General features: G+C 35.2%; 19 protein-coding genes. 17 read left to right on the top strand and 2 right to left on the bottom strand.

Features of this window, described 5'->3' with window-relative positions; all coding sequences use genetic code 11:
- Positions 1-55: 55 nt before the first annotated feature.
- The 17 genes from P164_RS15165 to P164_RS15245 all read left to right on the top strand — a co-directional run bounded on the left by P164_RS15165 (position 56) and on the right by P164_RS15245 (position 14,954).
- Complete coding sequence (locus tag P164_RS15165; RefSeq protein ID WP_051621373.1) at positions 56-478, top strand: hypothetical protein; 423 nt, start codon at positions 56-58, stop codon at positions 476-478.
- Positions 479-759: 281 nt separating this feature from the next.
- Complete coding sequence (locus P164_RS15170; protein WP_028377181.1) at positions 760-2,436, top strand: MutS-related protein; 1,677 nt, start codon at positions 760-762, stop codon at positions 2,434-2,436.
- Positions 2,437-2,626: 190 nt separating this feature from the next.
- Entirely contained in the window at positions 2,627-2,923 is a 297-nt protein-coding gene (locus P164_RS15175; RefSeq protein ID WP_028377182.1) for a hypothetical protein, read from the top strand.
- Between the two features lie 7 nt (positions 2,924-2,930).
- On the top strand, positions 2,931-3,485 hold the full coding sequence (locus P164_RS15180) for a DUF2199 domain-containing protein (protein WP_051621374.1): 555 nt from the start codon (positions 2,931-2,933) through the stop codon (positions 3,483-3,485).
- Positions 3,486-3,714: 229 nt separating this feature from the next.
- A complete protein-coding gene (locus P164_RS15185; RefSeq protein WP_081817388.1) occupies positions 3,715-4,317 on the top strand; it encodes a helix-turn-helix domain-containing protein in 603 nt (200 codons plus the stop codon).
- A 212-nt stretch (positions 4,318-4,529) separates the two neighbouring features.
- Entirely contained in the window at positions 4,530-4,919 is a 390-nt protein-coding gene (locus P164_RS15190) for a hypothetical protein (protein ID WP_125411785.1), read from the top strand.
- A 280-nt stretch (positions 4,920-5,199) separates the two neighbouring features.
- Positions 5,200-5,868 (top strand): hypothetical protein, encoded by a 669-nt coding sequence (locus P164_RS15195; protein ID WP_125411786.1) that lies wholly within the window; start codon positions 5,200-5,202, stop codon positions 5,866-5,868.
- Between the two features lie 209 nt (positions 5,869-6,077).
- Complete coding sequence (locus tag P164_RS15200) at positions 6,078-6,722, top strand: HAD family hydrolase (RefSeq protein WP_028377186.1); 645 nt, start codon at positions 6,078-6,080, stop codon at positions 6,720-6,722.
- Positions 6,723-6,870: 148 nt separating this feature from the next.
- On the top strand, positions 6,871-7,257 hold the full coding sequence (locus P164_RS15205; protein ID WP_028377187.1) for a DUF2750 domain-containing protein: 387 nt from the start codon (positions 6,871-6,873) through the stop codon (positions 7,255-7,257).
- 222 nt (positions 7,258-7,479) lie between these two features.
- Entirely contained in the window at positions 7,480-8,556 is a 1,077-nt protein-coding gene (locus tag P164_RS15210) for a PA0069 family radical SAM protein (RefSeq protein WP_028377188.1), read from the top strand.
- A gap of 52 nt (positions 8,557-8,608) precedes the next feature.
- Positions 8,609-9,745 (top strand): M23 family metallopeptidase, encoded by a 1,137-nt coding sequence (locus P164_RS15215; RefSeq protein WP_028377189.1) that lies wholly within the window; start codon positions 8,609-8,611, stop codon positions 9,743-9,745.
- 93 nt (positions 9,746-9,838) lie between these two features.
- A complete protein-coding gene (locus tag P164_RS15220; protein ID WP_028377190.1) occupies positions 9,839-11,203 on the top strand; it encodes an acyl-CoA dehydrogenase family protein in 1,365 nt (454 codons plus the stop codon).
- Positions 11,204-11,294: 91 nt separating this feature from the next.
- A complete protein-coding gene (locus P164_RS19110) occupies positions 11,295-12,017 on the top strand; it encodes an FKBP-type peptidyl-prolyl cis-trans isomerase (RefSeq protein ID WP_028377191.1) in 723 nt (240 codons plus the stop codon).
- Positions 12,018-12,101: 84 nt separating this feature from the next.
- The gene (locus tag P164_RS19115; RefSeq protein ID WP_028377192.1) at positions 12,102-12,836 is read left to right on the top strand and encodes an FKBP-type peptidyl-prolyl cis-trans isomerase; all 735 of its coding nucleotides are present in this window, start codon (positions 12,102-12,104) and stop codon (positions 12,834-12,836) included.
- Between the two features lie 51 nt (positions 12,837-12,887).
- The gene (locus tag P164_RS15235; RefSeq protein ID WP_028377193.1) at positions 12,888-13,583 is read left to right on the top strand and encodes a ZIP family metal transporter; all 696 of its coding nucleotides are present in this window, start codon (positions 12,888-12,890) and stop codon (positions 13,581-13,583) included.
- A 181-nt stretch (positions 13,584-13,764) separates the two neighbouring features.
- The gene (locus tag P164_RS15240) at positions 13,765-14,667 is read left to right on the top strand and encodes a DnaJ C-terminal domain-containing protein (RefSeq protein ID WP_028377194.1); all 903 of its coding nucleotides are present in this window, start codon (positions 13,765-13,767) and stop codon (positions 14,665-14,667) included.
- On the top strand, positions 14,664-14,954 hold the full coding sequence (locus P164_RS15245) for a chaperone modulator CbpM (RefSeq protein WP_028377195.1): 291 nt from the start codon (positions 14,664-14,666) through the stop codon (positions 14,952-14,954). Before P164_RS15240 ends, P164_RS15245 begins: the two co-directional genes overlap by 4 nt.
- Positions 14,955-15,008: 54 nt before the next feature.
- On the opposite strand, the gene P164_RS15250 is transcribed toward P164_RS15245, so the two are convergent.
- Positions 15,009-16,043: an NADP(H)-dependent aldo-keto reductase gene (locus tag P164_RS15250; protein ID WP_028377196.1), complete on the bottom strand. Its 1,035-nt coding sequence runs from the start codon at positions 16,041-16,043 to the stop codon at positions 15,009-15,011.
- Between the two features lie 142 nt (positions 16,044-16,185).
- Entirely contained in the window at positions 16,186-16,647 is a 462-nt protein-coding gene (locus tag P164_RS15255) for a ubiquinol-cytochrome c reductase iron-sulfur subunit (RefSeq protein ID WP_028377197.1), read from the bottom strand.
- Positions 16,648-16,778: the final 131 nt, after the last annotated feature.

A 16,778-nucleotide genomic window follows, 5' to 3' on the forward strand; every position in this document is an offset into this window, starting at 1 on the left:
ATTCAAGAACTTAACGGACCAACTCAAAATTCAATAATTAAAAATAATCTACGAAATGAAAACTAAAAAACTAATTTTTTCATTAATTCTAGGAATAATCTTCTCTAACAGTTATTCCCAAATATCTGCATCCTTTTATCAGAATGAATCAAACTCTAAAATTGCAATTGGGTACGAATTTAACGACACATTATGGACGGACTTTAGATTATATTCTGGAACAAATATTGAAAATATAACACCAGAAATAGTCCTGAATTATAATTTAGTGAAAAAAGAAAAATATGAAACATATATCGGAGCTGGAATTGTATTAAATAATATTAATGGAATAGTTATACCTATTGGAATCGGAATTAAACCATTTGAGAGTTTGAAAAACTTATCATTTAATATTGAATTAAATCCGTTATATGAAATTGACTTTGAAGACGTTTTTATTCGTGGATTTATTGGAATTAGGTACGTTGTGAAATAAAAAACTAATGCTAACAAAGAGAGGGGATTATCAATGTTGACAAAATCTAACACTTCAGCGTATATCATAACCTTAATCCTCTCTTTGTTCTTTCTGATTTATACTATCAATTTAAAGAGAATCAAACTTAAGCCGTTTATAATTTATTGCTAGTTCTAGCCTACTTACGAGAGTCATCGCGGACTTTCTATTCGGTTTGTATTTGCTAAATTAGTTGCTGAAAAACGCAACGAAATCATACACAAACACGTAGTAAACATAAAAAAATCGTCTGAAAATATATGAGTTGGATTTTAGGAATAATTATCTTTTTAATTTTACTGTTTATAATCACTAACTTCAGAAAGAAAAAGTCGTTAAGAAAAATCAAAAATGATTTAATAAATAATTGGGGCAAACATAAAATAAAAGATGAATTCCATTTTGGCTCCATCGAAAAATATTTTCAAAATAATAACCAAAAAGAAAAAGCATTTCACATAATCTCAGACAGATGTGCATCTGATTTGGATATTAACGAAACATTTAAAATAATTGACAGAACTTCTTCAAAAATAGGTCAACAATTTCTCTACTATAAATTAAGAACAATTGAAAACCAAGATAAATTGATGAAATTCAATATACTTGTTCTTCTTTTCGAAAAAAATCAAAATTTAAGACTAAAAAGCCAATTGGAGTTGAGTAAGCTGAACTCTAATGATTCTTATAACTTTGAGGATTTGGTAACTTCAAAACCCGTTAAAAAGCCAAAAATATTATGGTTAATATATACATTAACAGGTTTATCAACATCTTTTATCCTCTTAGGTATATTCTTTCCCATTTTTTTTATATTTCTAATTCCAATACTTGCTTTAAATATGGCATTTCATTATAAAAATAAATGGAATGTATCAAATTATCTTGATGGTGTAAGCCAACTTTCCAAGGCATTAAATGTTTCCAAGAAAATAGCAAGTTTTCAAGAAGTTAAACATCATTTCCCAAACACATCCTTCATTAAAGAAATAGAAAAAATAAAGCTCAAAACTGCATTTATTAGTTTTGAGAAAAACATTGATAACGAATTTGCATCAGTAGTTTGGCTAATATCTGAATTTATAAAAGTAATTTTCAATTTAGAATATCTAATTTTTTACAGTTTCATTGACTCAATTACAACGAAAAGAGAAGAACTAAAAAAAATGTTTCATTTTATAGGAGAAATTGATTCTGCTATTTCTAATGCTTCACTAAAAGCAAGTGATTATAATTTATGTTCTCCAAAATTCACAGAAGACAAAGAAATAAAAGTCAAAGAAATTTCTCATCCATTGATAAAAAACTGCGTTGTTAATGATTTAAGTTTAACAAACAAAAGTTTATTGTTGACAGGTTCAAATATGTCGGGAAAAACAACCTTCATAAGGTCAATTTCCATAAATAGTATTTTAGCTCAAACTTTAAACATCTGTTTTGCTAAAGAATATATTGCCCCTTTTTTAAAAATATATTCTTCGATTAGAATTACAGATGACTTGCTAGAAAATACAAGCTATTATCTTGAAGAAGTTTTGACCATCAAAAAATTAATAGATGTATCTAAAGGCAAAGTTCCTCATTTATTTGTCTTAGACGAGATTTTTAAAGGAACAAATACAATTGAGAGAATTTCTGGAAGTAAGGCTATTTTATCGTATCTCAATAAAGGTAAAAATATTGTTTTGGTTTCAACTCACGATATTGAGTTAACCGATATATTAAGTAAAGAAAATTTTGAGTTATTTCATTTCAGTGAACAAGTAGAAAACAACAAATTAAATTTTGACTATAAACTTAAAGAAGGTGAATTAAAAACGAGAAACGCAATCAAAATTTTAGAACTATATAATTATCCGTCTGAGGTAATTAAGGATGCCAGAATAACGGAAAAAATAACGTTTGCCAACACCGGTAACCGTTGCACAAGACTTTAATTTATAGAAATCACATTCCGTTGAACCGCTTTTAAGCGGTTTTTTCTTTTTATATAAAATCACTGAAAATCAACATAAAAATGATTTAATATCTCGTAATTCACTTCTGTAAACAATTATATTTGTTTGGATATAGGGAGTTGTGCAACAGTTGCGAAAACCGAGATTGACCAATCAAAACAAAAACTAAATGGAATTAAAAAATGAATACCTTAATGAGAAAGAAGCAAGGGCTTATCTAAAACAATTTACAGGTTGCGACTATGTTTTTGCGCAAGGAGCTCATAGAAAATGGGGCAAATCTAACGATGTGGAATTAGAGAGTAATGCACCTTATTTTCAAATAATGCCAGATACTTTTGACGATGGATTTTTTGATTGGTATGTCTCAGAGAGGTCAGGTAGACAATTTTTTGAATTACGTGAAACTTGTATCATACATTTTCTAAACTATAGAAAAATATGGTTAGGATTAAAGTCTGAGTAAACGAAATATGGGAATTTTTGATTTATTTAGAAAAAAACAAAAGTCTTCCGAATTTAAATGTTCGACTTGTGGAGAAATTCACGATGAATTACCAGCTCTTGGATTTATTACACCTTTCTATTATGAAATTCTGAACGAAAAAGACAAAAAAGAAATTGCTGAAATTTCAAGTGATTTTTGCATAATAACTCACGAAGACCAAACTGACAGATTTATAAGAACTGTATTGACAATTCAAATTAATGATGCTTGCGAAAATTTGGATTATGGAGTTTGGGTTTCTTTAAGTGAAAAGAGTTTTAACGAATATGAAGCTGACTTCAAAAATAACGCTGAAGAAAAAACCTATTTCGGAATGATAAGTAATGACATTCCAGATTATGAAGAAAGTACTTTGGGATTACACGTAAATCTGAACACAAGAAAAGGTGGAATTAGACCAGAAATAATTCCTCACCAAAACGAACATAAATTGATTTCGGATTGGGAAAAAGGAATCACAATTGCGGAAGCGGAAAAACGAGTTGAGCGAATGATAAAAACGTTGCACAATAATGTATAACCGCAATTACGGCGGATTCGACTACGTCCGAATCCACTCAGAATTGCTAAAGCCTGTGCCCGAATATTAACGCTTATTAACCCATAACTGACGGTTATACGAGACCGTTAGCACCTTGAATGTACCTATAATCATAAAATTCAGTGAATGCCGTAAGAATGTCGTCAATAAGCCGCTATAAAATTAATAATCTTTAAATATTTTAGCTCCAAAATAAAAATAGTAAATAATGAGAAAAATCGGAGAAAAAATCAAAAAAGTGCGCTTAAAAAAAGGTTTATCCCAAGAAAATCTAGCGGAATCTTCGAAAGTAAATTTAAGAACAATTCAGCGTATAGAAAATAATGAAACAAATCCTAGAAATAAAACGCTTCGGTTAATCTTTGATGTTTTAGAAATAGAAATGATCGAAAATGAAAAAAAATTCCAATTAGATAAAAACTTGATTGGGTCAATTTTTTTAACATTGGCAATAATCATAAGTTCTTTTACAGTATGGATACGGATTTCAAGAGGATATTCAGGGTTCGAAAAGATTTACACAAAATATGATGGTTGGAATGGATATACTTACTTGAATGATTATCACTTTTACAATTGGTTTTTAAGTATAAGTGCTATTACTGTAGGATTAACAGTTATAATAAATTCACTGGGATTTATTAAAAACAAAATGAAATATATAATAATTCAAGTTATATGTTTATCCTTATACCTAATCGGATTATTTGGTTGGAGCTTTAGGCGAGCTTTTGAAATTCGACCTGGTTTATTTGTTATAGTAATTTCAACTATTATATTAATTATAGTTTATAAAAAAAACAGGTGCTAACACCGGTAACCGTTGCACAAGCCTTAATTCTTAGAAAACATCACGTATTTAAACCGCTTTTAAGCGGTTTTTCTATTTTAATAAAAGCCCTGATGATCAGCACAAAAAAGTTCTGATATCCCGTAAATCACTTTTGTAAAAAAGTATATTTGTTTGGATATAAGGAGTTGTAGCACATTTGAGAAAAACCTATGAAATTGAAAATTCACTTAATGACTTTAATCAGTTGTCTATGTATCGGATGTAATTCGGATGAAGCAAAAATGACGGCAACGGAACAATTTTTAGCCGATAAATATAATGCAGAAACTATAAGTTTTGACTTTAAAACTGTAGAGACAAAAACCAATGGCGAATTGACTGAAGACAGAAAGTTTATATCTGTCGAAATTAAAAACCCAACCGATATCGAAAAAATTATGTCTGACAATGAATACTCTAATAAACGTGGATTAACAATCGCCAAATTTGTAATGGACTCTCTGCAATTTGATGAAATACCATTTCAGCCAAAAGAATTACAAATTGACTTTATAAATGAAAGTGGTTTTTTTCTTTTAAACAGTGAAAACAAAAAGACAATTAATTACGAATTGAACTAAAAAACAAAAAACGTGCTACAACATTGTATAAAAATAATGCGCAAGTTTATTCCTAAACCAAAAGTTAGTGCTTGTTTGCTTGCATCCGATTTTCCTGCGGAAAATCCTCGCTGACAAAATCGCAACTTTTCTTATACCAAACCGTTTTAACACATTAGACAAAAAAAATGTCAATAGAACAAAAAAAACACCAGTCATTTGTAACAATTGTCGAACCGAGAATGTTTCGAATCTAAATATTGATTCTCCTATGGCTATGAATTACCTAAAACCACCACAATTGAAAGTAATTGACAACAAATCAATAACAGAACAAGATTTTACCTATACCAGTACAAAATATACTCTCGGACTTCTTGGAATATGTTTTGGCTCACTAATCTTATTGATTTTGGTTTTTACAAATCTTCTTGACAAAACTGATATAACTCTTGTTTTGAGTTTTTCCATTCCTGTAATCATATTCTTTATTTTCAAGAAAAACATAAAAAGGTTTGGAAAAGGACTAATTAAAAATGGAGTTCTTTTTCTTAAGCTTGACACCGAAATGTTGACTATTGATTTGAATGAAATTGAAAATTATAAGATTGATCACTACAATGGGGTAATTTTTAAAGTGAAATTAAAGAGTGGCAAAAAGCATCAAATTACTGCCAATGACAACTTTTGTGACGCATCTTCATTTGAAAAGTTTACAGATTATTTTGAGTCCAACATATCAAATTACAAGAATGAAAACAATTTAGAAATTGTTAGGAAAAAATCGATGTTTGAGTACAAATTGATGTTTTACGTGTTAATAATTATGACGATTGCAGCGGTCGGAGCATTATTTTATTCATTGTATTTTACTAACAAAACTTCAGGTATATTATTTAGTTCTTTAGGGATAATATTAATAATGTGGGCAGCTTACTATAAAGCGCAAATGAGAAAAAAAGAAAAATAACTGCAGCCAACACCGCTAACCGTTGCACAAACCTTTAATTTTTAGAAATCTCATTCTGTTAAACCGCTTTTTAGCGGTTTTTCTATTTAAAAAAAGGCCCTGATAATCAGTGTAAAAAAGTTTAGATATCCAGTTAATCACTTCTATAAACAAGTATATTTGTTTGGATATAAGGAGTTGTAGCACATTTGAAAAGAATGTAAACCAGAATGAAATATAAAACTCTTATTCTAGATTTTGATGGCACATTAGCCGACACAAAAGAAAGCATTATACAAACTATGAAATTTGTTGCCCATAGTTTTAATCTCCAAAACGTTGATGAAAATCTAATAGAAAGTTTGATAGGGTTACCTCTGAAAACTACCTTCGAAAAAGCCTTTTTACTTGACGAAAAATTGATTGAGGAGGCGACTTTGATTTATCGTGAACATTATAATGAAATTGTAATCGACACAATTTCTCTTTTTGATGGTGTAAAAGAAACCTTGTTGGATTTTCATTCTAAAGGAATAAATTTAACTGTTGCATCAAGTAAAGGAAAAGCTGCATTAATTAAGATTCTCAAAAAGCAAAACATCTATGATATTTTTTCATTTGTAGGTGGAGAAGAGGATGCAAAAAATAAAAAACCATCACCTGACATCGTAAATCTCATAATCGATAAATACAACTATCAATTGAATGAATGCTTAGTTGTTGGGGATACAATTTTTGACATTGAAATGGGAAAAAGGGCTTATGTCGATACGTGCGGAGTAACTTATGGCAACAACACAAGGGAAAAATTAGAAAAACAAAAACCAAACTATATAATTGACAACTTCAGAAGTTTAACTGAAATTCTGAATTAAAAAAACGTGCTACAACAATGGCTTTAAGTAATTGCTTGTTATTACCTACTTCTGAAAATCCTCACGGATTTTCAATTTGGTGTGTACTTGCAAAGTTAAGTGCTGACCCAAGCAACTACTCATAGCCCAAGCGTTGTAAAACATTTGAATGAACCAACCGAAAATAAATAACATTTTTGCACTTGACTCGAAAGAGAGATACGGATATCTGTTGAGAAAAGTAGCTGACTTTGAAAGAATCTATCTAATTACGGACGTCGAAGATAAATATGTTATGATTGGTTCGAATGATTTGAGCGTTATCCCTGTTTGGCCAGAAAAAGAATTTGCTGAATTATTTCTGACTGACGACTGGAAAAACTACAAAGTGGTTGAATGCGACATTCACAATTTTATGGAATGGCTGACTGATTTGGAAAAAGAGAACGTAGATTTAGCAGGATTTCCTAATTCGGATTTTAATACTGTTCATGTTTCTGCTGTGGATATGAAAAACCACCTATTATTTGAATTAAGTCAATATGAACAAGAGTAATCCTGAATTAATTAAAGAAACCAAAAATAATCCGAATAGTTGGGTTCATGTTTTGGACAAAGAATTTGAAGGAAAACAAGAAATAACTGCAGGCAACAACGGTAACCGTTGCACAAGCCACTAATTCTCCAAACAATTAACTTACCCACCAAACCTATCTTCAATGTAATATTTTCATTTAAAAATAGGAAATATTCCATATATTTGTAATAAATCCTATTTATGCAAATTCCCGGAGAATATTTAAAAGGCAGAGGGGCGCAGCAAAATGTAACTAATAGATTTTCGGCACACAGCCACGAGATGCGGGATGATTTTCTAAACCACTGCAATCAGGAAGGTGACGAACCTCAAAACCTAAAAACGCTTTTTATAGATACATTCCCAAAGACGATTGTAAATAAAGTTGAAAGTCCAGACGTGGGAATGGGATATTCTTTAAATCCGTACCAGGGCTGCGAGCACGGTTGTGTGTATTGTTATGCCCGTAACTCGCACGAATATTGGGGATATAGTGCCGGTCTTGATTTTGAAAGCCGCATTTTAGTGAAGCGCAATGCGGTACGTTTACTCGAAAAACACCTCACTAAAAAATCGTGGAAAGCCACTCCTATTGTCCTATCGGGTAATACAGACTGTTACCAGCCTGCAGAAAAACAATTTAAAATCACCCGAAGTCTGCTTGAGACCTTTCTAAAATACCGGCATCCTGTGGGGATTATTACTAAAAATGCACTCATTCAGCGGGATTTTGATATTCTTAAAGAACTTGCCGCGTATAATTTGATACACGTAAATATGTCTATAACATCGCTCGAAGAAAAAACCAGACGTTTACTCGAGCCGCGTACGGCAAGTGTCAAAAAACGATTAGAGACGGTTAAAAAACTTACCGATATGGGCGTGCCGGTACGGGTGATGACAGCTCCCATTATTCCAGGAATAAATAGCCATGAAGTTTTACCGCTAATAAAGGCTGCAGCAGATCACGGCGCAAGTTCGGTGGGGTATACCGTAGTGCGTTTAAATGGGGCTATAGGCGGTATTTTTGAAAAGTGGATACGTTCTGCAATGCCAGACCGCGCAGATAAAGTACTCAATCAAATAGCGGCGTGTCACGGCGGAAATCTCAACGATTCGCAATATGGAAGGAGAATGAAGGGTAGCGGAGAGTTTGCAAACCAGATACAGACACAAATGGAATTAGGTCGTAAAAAATATCTGAAAGGTCGCGAGAAAGAACCGCTTAACTGCGATTTGTTTGAGCAATACAGACCGGGGCAACTGTCTTTGTTTTAGATTTACGTACTGGCATAATTTCTGTACATAATAGTCTGCTATAAAACAGAAAATGAAAAACCTATTCCTTCGATTTGTCGGCTGTGCTTTTGTATTGCTTATGGTGTCTTGCGATAAGCTTACTAAGGCAACAGATTTTATAACCCAACCCACTGCCCGGGAGATTTATGCCCGCAACTTTAAGACAGACTCACTACCATACACCCTATGGAAAACGGCGTTTACAAATGCTTTAAAAGATAGTTTAACCATAGATTCACCTTACTTAGAATCAGGGAGATTCAACCCAGAACGATTTCCGGTTTATAGTTATGATCTTCGATTAGAACGTGGGCGTAGCTATACGTTTGCGTTGCAGACAGACACGTTAAATCCGTTAGTATTTATTGACCTCTATGAGAAAACTTCAGATAGTTTAGCACATTTCAATTTAATTGAGCAGGCAGAATACAATTCTAAAAAGTTGCGCTTTTCAACAAAAAAAGAAGGAGATTATAAAATTGTGGTTCAGCCTCAATTAGGAGCACAATCAACATTCACATTTAGTCTTTCTAGTACACCGGCCTATAGTTTCCCCGTAGCGGATATTTCAGAAAAGGCCATACAAAGTTATTGGGGAGCATCGCGTGATGGCGGTAAGCGCAGTCACGAAGGCGTAGATATTTTTGCAGATCGCGGGACTCCTGTACTTGCAAGTGTAGACGGTATTGTGGGCAGAACTGGAAATAGGGGATTAGGCGGTAAACAAGTGTGGTTGCGGGAAGGTTTGTTTGGTAATTCGCTGTATTATGCACATCTAGATAGTATAATCGCACGAGACGGGCAGCGTGTAAAAAGCGGTGACACCTTAGGATTAGTAGGAAACACCGGTAATGCAAGAACCACTCCGCCTCATTTGCATTTTGGTATTTACGGCAGAGGCACTGGAGCAATTAATCCGCTTTCGTTTTTAAAACAAGAAACCGGTTTGAAAGCTGCTGAAGTAGATGCTGATGCACCATTAGACTATTTAATTAAAAACAATGTGGCTAATTTGAGAAATTCCGCTTCCGCGAAAGCAAAAAAAATAGGTGTTTTAAACCGAAATGATACCATTCAGGTTTTAGGAGTTGTCAACGATTGGATGCATATTGCAACTCAGGATTCCCAGCGGGCGTACATTCATCAAAGTTTGGTAAAGTCCTTTTAAAAGCACAATATCGCTGCGTCTTATTAACAGTTTTTTGGCTTTAAAAGGATCAATCGTTGTTATTTTTAAGCGGAAAACTAAAAATCGCAAACGATGTCGTTATTTGGAAAAGTAAAAAATACAATAGGCTTATTAAAATCGGTTGATTTAGATGCTCTCGCAAAATTATCTGAGAAAGTAGATCTCTCGCAAGTGATGAGTGCTGTAGGTAATCTTGATGATCGCCAACTTAAAGGACTGATGAAAATGTTGACTTCACAGGCAAAAAAAGGCCAGCGCAAATTACCTCCTGTAGATGGGGACTTTTACAATATGGCTCTAAAATTAACTCCTGAAGAGCGCGAAATGCAAATGAAGATGCGCAACTTTATGGAAGATGAGGTTAAACCCATCGCCAATGATTTCTGGAACAGAGCCGAATTCCCACATCATATAATTCCCAAATTTGCTGAGCTGGGGTTAGCAGGTATCGCGTATAAAGGATACGGTTGTCCCGGTCAATCTTTCTTAATGGAAGGGATTCTGGCAATGGAGCTTGCTCGTGTAGATGTTTCTATTTCGACCTTTTTTGGCGTGCATAGTGGCCTTGCGATGGGCTCAATCTACCTTTGCGGTAGCGAAGAACAGAAACAAGAATGGCTTCCTAAAATGCAAAAATTTGAAAAAATAGGAGCGTTTGGACTTACAGAGCCTGAAGTAGGTTCTGCCGTAGCGGGCGGTATGGGAACAACTTGTCGTAAAGAAGGAGAGGAGTGGGTACTTAACGGCCAGAAAAAATGGATAGGTAATGCTACGTTTTCAGACATAACCATAATCTGGGCGCGAGACGAAGCTACAGACCGGGTTAAAGGTTTTATCGTGCGTAAAGAAAATTCGGGTTTTAAAGCCGAAAAAATGCAGGATAAAATGGCATTACGTACCGTACAAAACGCATTAATCACCTTAACAGATTGTAGAGTGCCCGAAAGTGATCGTTTACAAAATGCAGAATCGTTTAAAGACACCGCAAAAGTATTGCAAATGACCCGTGCAGGAGTTGCTTGGCAAGCGGTAGGTTGCGCACGTGGTGCGTACGAGGCTGCCTTAAAATATACTAAGAAGCGGGAACAGTTTGGACGTCCTATTGCCAGTTTTCAGTTAATTCAGAATCACCTGGTAGAAATGGTTTCTAATCTTACAGCAATGCAGACTATGTGTTTTCGTCTTAGCGAGATGCAGGATGCCGGGCAGTTAAAAGATGAGCACGCTTCTTTAGCAAAAGTATTTTGTTCTATGCGTACGCGTGATGTCGTAAGCAGAGCGCGCGAAGTTATGGGTGGTAATGGTATTTTACTGGAGTATGACGTGGCGCGTTTTGTTGCAGATGCAGAGGCAATTTACAGTTATGAAGGTACTAAAGAAATTAATTCTCTAATTGTAGGTAGAGCAATTACAGGCTACAGCGCCTTTGTAAGCTAGATAAATACAGATGTAAAGAATGACGGGTAAAGATTTTTATAGCTGTTAGAATATCACGTTATTTGCAACTGAATTTTTTAAAAAATATAAAATGAAATTTAATAGATTATTTCTTGCATTGCCGGTAGCATTAACACTGGTTAATTGTGATGATTCAAAAAAAGGCTCTGGAGATGTAGAGCTTAAGACCTTTAAAGACTCAATATCGTATATGATAGGTGGTAATACCGGAGCTCAATTTAAACAAGCTCTTGGTGATGACGCTGGTGATCTTTTTGATTTAGATGTTTACGAGCAGGGAGTACGCAAAGGTTTTACAGATAGTATTGAATTTTCTCAGGCTGAAATGCAAAGTTTAATGACGCGTTTTCAAGCAGAATTAAAGAAGAAGCAAGATGCTGAAATGGCTACTAAAGCTGCAGATAATAAGAAAAAAGAAGATGAGTTTTTAGCTGAAAATGCTAAGAAAGAAGGTGTTGTAACAACAGCGAGCGGTCTGCAATACAAAGTATTAACTGAAGGTACAGGAGCAACTCCTACAGCAGAAGATAGAGTTAGTGTTAACTACGAAGGTAAATTGCTAGACGGTACTGTTTTTGACAGCTCTTATGAGCGCGGAGAGCCGGTAACTTTTGGTGTTACTCAGGTAATTGCAGGGTGGACAGAAGCATTACAACTTATGAAGGAAGGAGCAAAATATCAATTGTATATTCCTTCAGCATTAGCATACGGCGAGCGCGGATCACAACCTAACATTGGACCTGGTGAGCCATTAATTTTTGATGTTGAGTTACTAGAAGTAGTAAAAGAATAAAAAAGAAAAGCATAATTTTGAAAGGCACTGTAAATTACAGTGCCTTTTTTTGTTTTAATAAATCACAAGCTTAAAATCTATACCATGCAATTTAAAAATGCGCTATACCTCATACCCTTAACGTTATGCTTTATAAACTGCTCTACTCCTAAAGAAGTTGTAATGGCAAAACCGGTAGCGCCGGTTGCTAAGTTTACATCCTTTAAAGATTCGGTTTCTTACGCGATGGGTGCTTCAACAGCAAAGCAGTTTAAAGGTATGTTTGGCGAGTCGCAGGATTCTATTTTTAACCTGAAGCAGTATGAAAACGGCTTAAAAGAAGGTCTTAACGACACGCTTGCGCTTTCAGAAAATGAAATCAGAGACATTATGGGAAGATTTCAGGCTGAACTACGTTCTTTAAAAGAAAAACAACGGGAAGCTGCAGAAGTTAAAAACAAAAAAGAAGAAACAGATTTCCTGACACTTAATAAGACTAAAGAGGGTATTACAGCGACTGAAAGTGGTTTGCAGTATAAAGTATTAAAAGAAGGCTCAGGAGCAGTTCCTGGCGCTTCAGATAAGGTTGAGGTGCATTATGAAGGACGCTTGCTAGACGGTACCGTGTTTGACAGCTCTTACAAAAGGGGAGAACCTATTGTGTTAGGAGTAGGGCAGGTAATAAAAGGATGGACAGAAGCTTTGCAGCTTATGAAAGTAGGTTCTAAATATCAATTATATATTCCTGCAGAATTGGCATATGGCGCAAGCGGTGCAGGAGAAGATATTCCACCGTATGCAATGCTCATTTTTGATGTAGAGTTATTAGGTATAAAATAACCCATTCAATCAAAATTCAGCACAGCTGTTTAAGATAAACCGAAGCTTATTATGATGACCTTAATTGTAATCGCGGTAGTTTCCGGAGCGCTTCTGCTGGGAGCTGTTTGGGGTATTTATGGTTCGTTATCAAAGAAAACAGAAGGCTTTTTGGTCGCATTGGCAGGCGGTGCCTTAATTGTTTCTGCAGTGCTGGAGTTGATTAACCCAGCGATGGAACAATCTTCTATAGGTAAAGCATTGAGCATTGTTTTTGCCGGGGCTCTGGTTTTTACAGGTCTTGATTATCTCGTCAAACAAAAATGGGGTTCAAATAGTGGCGGCGGACTTTTAGCTGCAATTACGCTAGATGGTATTCCTGAGAATCTGGCGTTAGGTGTTGCCTTAATAGGTGCAGACCCACTTACCATAGCGGCACTGTCTGGCTCAATATTTCTCTCTAATTTGCCTGAAGCAGCCGGCGGCGCCAAAGAAATGACTCAAAACGGGGCTTCAAAAAAGAAAGTACTTACCCTCTGGGCAGCTACAGCCTTAATTTTATCACTGGCAGCATTTTTAGGAAATTTACTACTCGCTGATGTATCTGACACTTTACTGGCATATATACGTTGCTTTGCCGGTGGCGCGGTAGTAGCTTCTCTGGCTATTGAAGTCTTTCCTAAGGCGTATAAAGAAGACAGTTATTGGGCAGGAATTGCGACTGCAATAGGTCTCATTCTGGCTTTTTATCTAAATAGTTTAGGATAGTTTTTGCTTCCGCGAAAGCGTAACTTACACAGATCTTGAAGACATGTTACTTAACTAAAATTTAGAATTATCTTATCGTGTCTTTACTATAAATCTCCTTAATTTTAATGTGAAGTGAATTGTTTAATTCTTTGCTATTGAATAAAAGATTTAAATAAAACACAACTTAAGTAACTTCTCAATGGCATACATCGATTATTATAAAGTTTTAGGTATAGATAAAACGGCTACCGAAGCAGATATCAAAAAAGCATATCGCAAGATGGCACGTAAATACCATCCTGATGTTAACCCGGGAAATGCAGAAGCCGAAGAAAAATTTAAGCAGTTAAATGAGGCAAACGAAGTTTTAGGAAATCCAGAAAACCGAAAAAAATACGATAAGTACGGTAAAGACTGGCAACACGCTGATGCTTATGAAAATGCCGAACGTCAGCAACGATCGTATGGCAATCCTGGCGGCGGAAGAGCACAGTATAGCGGAGGCTATGATTCGGGCGATTTTTCAGACTTTTTTGGTTCTATGTTTGGCGGCGCAGGCGGTTCTCGTGGAGGACGTGCTGCGCAGTATAGAGGTCAGGATTTTAATGCAACACTTCAATTAAACCTCGAAGAGGTTTTTAAAACCGAAAAACGCACCATTACCATTAATGGTAAAAATATACGACTTACCATACCTGCAGGGGTAGAAAACGGGCAAACCATAAAAATAAAGGGCTATGGTGGTGAAGGTGTAAATGGAGGACCTAAAGGTGATTTGCTGCTTCAATTCTCAATTGCAAATAATTCTGCTTTTAAGCGTGATAAAGCAAATTTATATAAAACGGTAGATCTTGATTTATATACTGCAATTTTAGGTGGAGAACTTATCGTAGACACGTTTGATGGGAAAGCAAAATTAAAAGTTGCTGCGGGCACTCAAAGCGGTACGCAGGTTAAATTAAAAGGAAAAGGGTTTCCTGTATATAAAAAGGAAAATCAATTTGGAGATTTGTTTATTACCTATGCCATTAAAGTACCCACAAATATATCAGAAAAAGAAAAAGAACTATTTGAAGAACTCTCAAAATTACAATCCTCATGAGCCATTCAGACTACATACCCGTTCCCGAACTTTGCAAACATTATTGTATAAAGCAAACCTTTTTTGAAGAATTACACGATAAAGGCGTGCTTGAGATTGTGAGTATAGCGCATACAAATTGCCTGCATCACGAGAGCATACCCACATTTGAGAAAATAGTGCGTATTTCTGAAGAATTGCATATTAATATTGAAGGAATTGATGTGATTCTAAATCTTTTAGACACGGTAGATGACCTCAGAAATCAGCTAACTGCAACACAAAACCGATTGAGGTTATATGAATAAAAAAACCAGACCTTTTTGAGATCTGGTTTTATCTAATTCTATAAGTTGTAAAATTTAAGGAGCCGGGTTTGGAATTGCCTTATGTACCGTTTCTATCTCTTCTAAAATTTCTTCAGAAAGAGAGACGTTAATACTGCCTATATTTTCTTTAAGTTGCTCTAATGAGGTAGCACCTATAATATTTGCAGTCATAAACGGGCGATCTGTTACAAAAGCCAGTGCAAGTTGGGTAATAGATAAACCGTGTTTCTCTGCGATTGCTATATACTGCTTTGTTGCTGCTACTGCATTATCATTTGAGTATCTATTATACTGCGGAAATTGATTCACCCGAGAATCTTGTGCATCTGTACCTTTAATATATTTCCCGGAAAGTGTGCCAAAACCAAGCGGTGAATACGCCAGTAATCCTACTTCCTCGCGGTGTAAGAGCTCTGTTAATCCTACTTCATCCTTTCGGTTTAATAAATTATAGGGGTTTTGAACCGTTATCATTTTAGGCAATCCTTTACGGGCTTCTTCTAGATATCGAGACAATCCGTAAGGTGTTTCGTTACTTACACCTATATGTCTTATCAATCCTTCTTTTACAAAGTCCTGTAAACCTTCAAGAATTTCAGCAAAATTATCCTGCCATTTTTCGTTCTCATCGTGCGTGTAACCTAGCTTTCCGAAGTAATTGGTATTGCGCTCTGGCCAGTGCAATTGATACAAATCAAGATAATCTGTCTGAAGACGCTTTAAACTTTTGTGAATGGCATCTTTAAACTCTGCTTTTGTAAAGCCACCAGTACGAATGTGTTTAGACATTGCTGCCGGACCTGCAATTTTAGATGCAATAACCAGATCATCACGTTTCCCTTTTTTAGCTAACCATGTACCAATAATACGTTCTGTGCTTCCCTGTGTTTCAGGCTTGGCAGGAACGCTGTATAGCTCTGCAGTATCAATAAAGTTTACTCCTTGTTCTATTGCGTAGTCAAGTTGTGCGTGACCTTCGGCTTCGGTATTTTGTTGACCGTACGTCATTGTTCCCAGGCATATCTTACTCACTTTTACAGTGGTATTGGGGAGCGTTGTGTAGCGCATATTCTTTAATTTTTTTGAATTTTGTAAAAGTAAAGAAGTGAATTTTTAGGAATTAATTTTTGTGAAAAAATTTAAGAAGAAACTAAAAGAGCCTGCAAACGCAGGCTCTTTTAGTTTTGTATAATTATGTAAGTACTATTAATTATGCTTTTCGAGCTGTTATAGAAGATCCGTTTATAGTCGTTGTATAAATTTTTAAAGCACGCACACTACCCGATGAATTTTGTGGGCCACGTATAATACCACCATCTACCTCAAAGCGAGCAGCGTGTAATTGACACTCAATTAAATTAGCGCTTCCCTGAAAGAGTAAACGTCCTCCCTGATGGGGGCATAATGATTCTGTAGCAACAAATGATGCTGAGGTTTCTCCCTCGCTAATACGTATAAATAAAACACCGTTTTGTGTTTTTTGAGCTCCTACAGTGGCGAGGTCACTTAGATTAACCGTAACATCTACAGGGTTTCCACCGGTACCACCATTAGTATCTGGCACGTTAGAGCCACCATCATCGCCGGTGCTGCATGCAGCCAGGAGACAAGAGCCGGAACACGCCAGAAATACACCCTTTCCTACTGTAATCAAAAAGTCTTTTCTATCCATAATAAACTCGTTTTTATTTATAATCGTTAATTAAATACTACGTTTAAAGCAAACCGAAAACTGGTGCTTTTCAATCTTAAGTATTGTATTTTAAAAGTTTAGTGGTTGTATTTTAGGTATATACGAAGTAT

The organism is Leeuwenhoekiella sp. MAR_2009_132 (assembly GCF_000687915.1).
Taxonomy (GTDB): domain Bacteria; phylum Bacteroidota; class Bacteroidia; order Flavobacteriales; family Flavobacteriaceae; genus Leeuwenhoekiella.

Excerpts from the sequence above, each read along its gene's own strand:
- P164_RS15165 (WP_051621373.1), top strand. The coding sequence starts at position 56 with ATGAAAACTAAAAAACTAATTTTTTCATTAATTCTAGGAATAATCTTC.
- P164_RS15170 (WP_028377181.1), top strand. The coding sequence starts at position 760 with ATGAGTTGGATTTTAGGAATAATTATCTTTTTAATTTTACTGTTTATA.
- P164_RS15175 (WP_028377182.1), top strand. The coding sequence starts at position 2,627 with ATGGAATTAAAAAATGAATACCTTAATGAGAAAGAAGCAAGGGCTTAT.
- P164_RS15180 (WP_051621374.1), top strand. The coding sequence starts at position 2,931 with ATGGGAATTTTTGATTTATTTAGAAAAAAACAAAAGTCTTCCGAATTT.
- P164_RS15185 (WP_081817388.1), top strand. The coding sequence starts at position 3,715 with ATGAGAAAAATCGGAGAAAAAATCAAAAAAGTGCGCTTAAAAAAAGGT.
- P164_RS15190 (WP_125411785.1), top strand. The coding sequence starts at position 4,530 with ATGACTTTAATCAGTTGTCTATGTATCGGATGTAATTCGGATGAAGCA.
- P164_RS15200 (WP_028377186.1), top strand. The coding sequence starts at position 6,078 with ATGAAATATAAAACTCTTATTCTAGATTTTGATGGCACATTAGCCGAC.
- P164_RS15205 (WP_028377187.1), top strand. The coding sequence starts at position 6,871 with ATGAACCAACCGAAAATAAATAACATTTTTGCACTTGACTCGAAAGAG.
- P164_RS15210 (WP_028377188.1), top strand. The coding sequence starts at position 7,480 with ATGCAAATTCCCGGAGAATATTTAAAAGGCAGAGGGGCGCAGCAAAAT.
- P164_RS15215 (WP_028377189.1), top strand. The coding sequence starts at position 8,609 with ATGAAAAACCTATTCCTTCGATTTGTCGGCTGTGCTTTTGTATTGCTT.
- P164_RS15220 (WP_028377190.1), top strand. The coding sequence starts at position 9,839 with ATGTCGTTATTTGGAAAAGTAAAAAATACAATAGGCTTATTAAAATCG.
- P164_RS19110 (WP_028377191.1), top strand. The coding sequence starts at position 11,295 with ATGAAATTTAATAGATTATTTCTTGCATTGCCGGTAGCATTAACACTG.
- P164_RS19115 (WP_028377192.1), top strand. The coding sequence starts at position 12,102 with ATGCAATTTAAAAATGCGCTATACCTCATACCCTTAACGTTATGCTTT.
- P164_RS15235 (WP_028377193.1), top strand. The coding sequence starts at position 12,888 with ATGATGACCTTAATTGTAATCGCGGTAGTTTCCGGAGCGCTTCTGCTG.
- P164_RS15240 (WP_028377194.1), top strand. The coding sequence starts at position 13,765 with ATGGCATACATCGATTATTATAAAGTTTTAGGTATAGATAAAACGGCT.
- P164_RS15245 (WP_028377195.1), top strand. The coding sequence starts at position 14,664 with ATGAGCCATTCAGACTACATACCCGTTCCCGAACTTTGCAAACATTAT.
- P164_RS15250 (WP_028377196.1), bottom strand. The coding sequence starts at position 16,043 with ATGCGCTACACAACGCTCCCCAATACCACTGTAAAAGTGAGTAAGATA.
- P164_RS15255 (WP_028377197.1), bottom strand. The coding sequence starts at position 16,647 with ATGGATAGAAAAGACTTTTTGATTACAGTAGGAAAGGGTGTATTTCTG.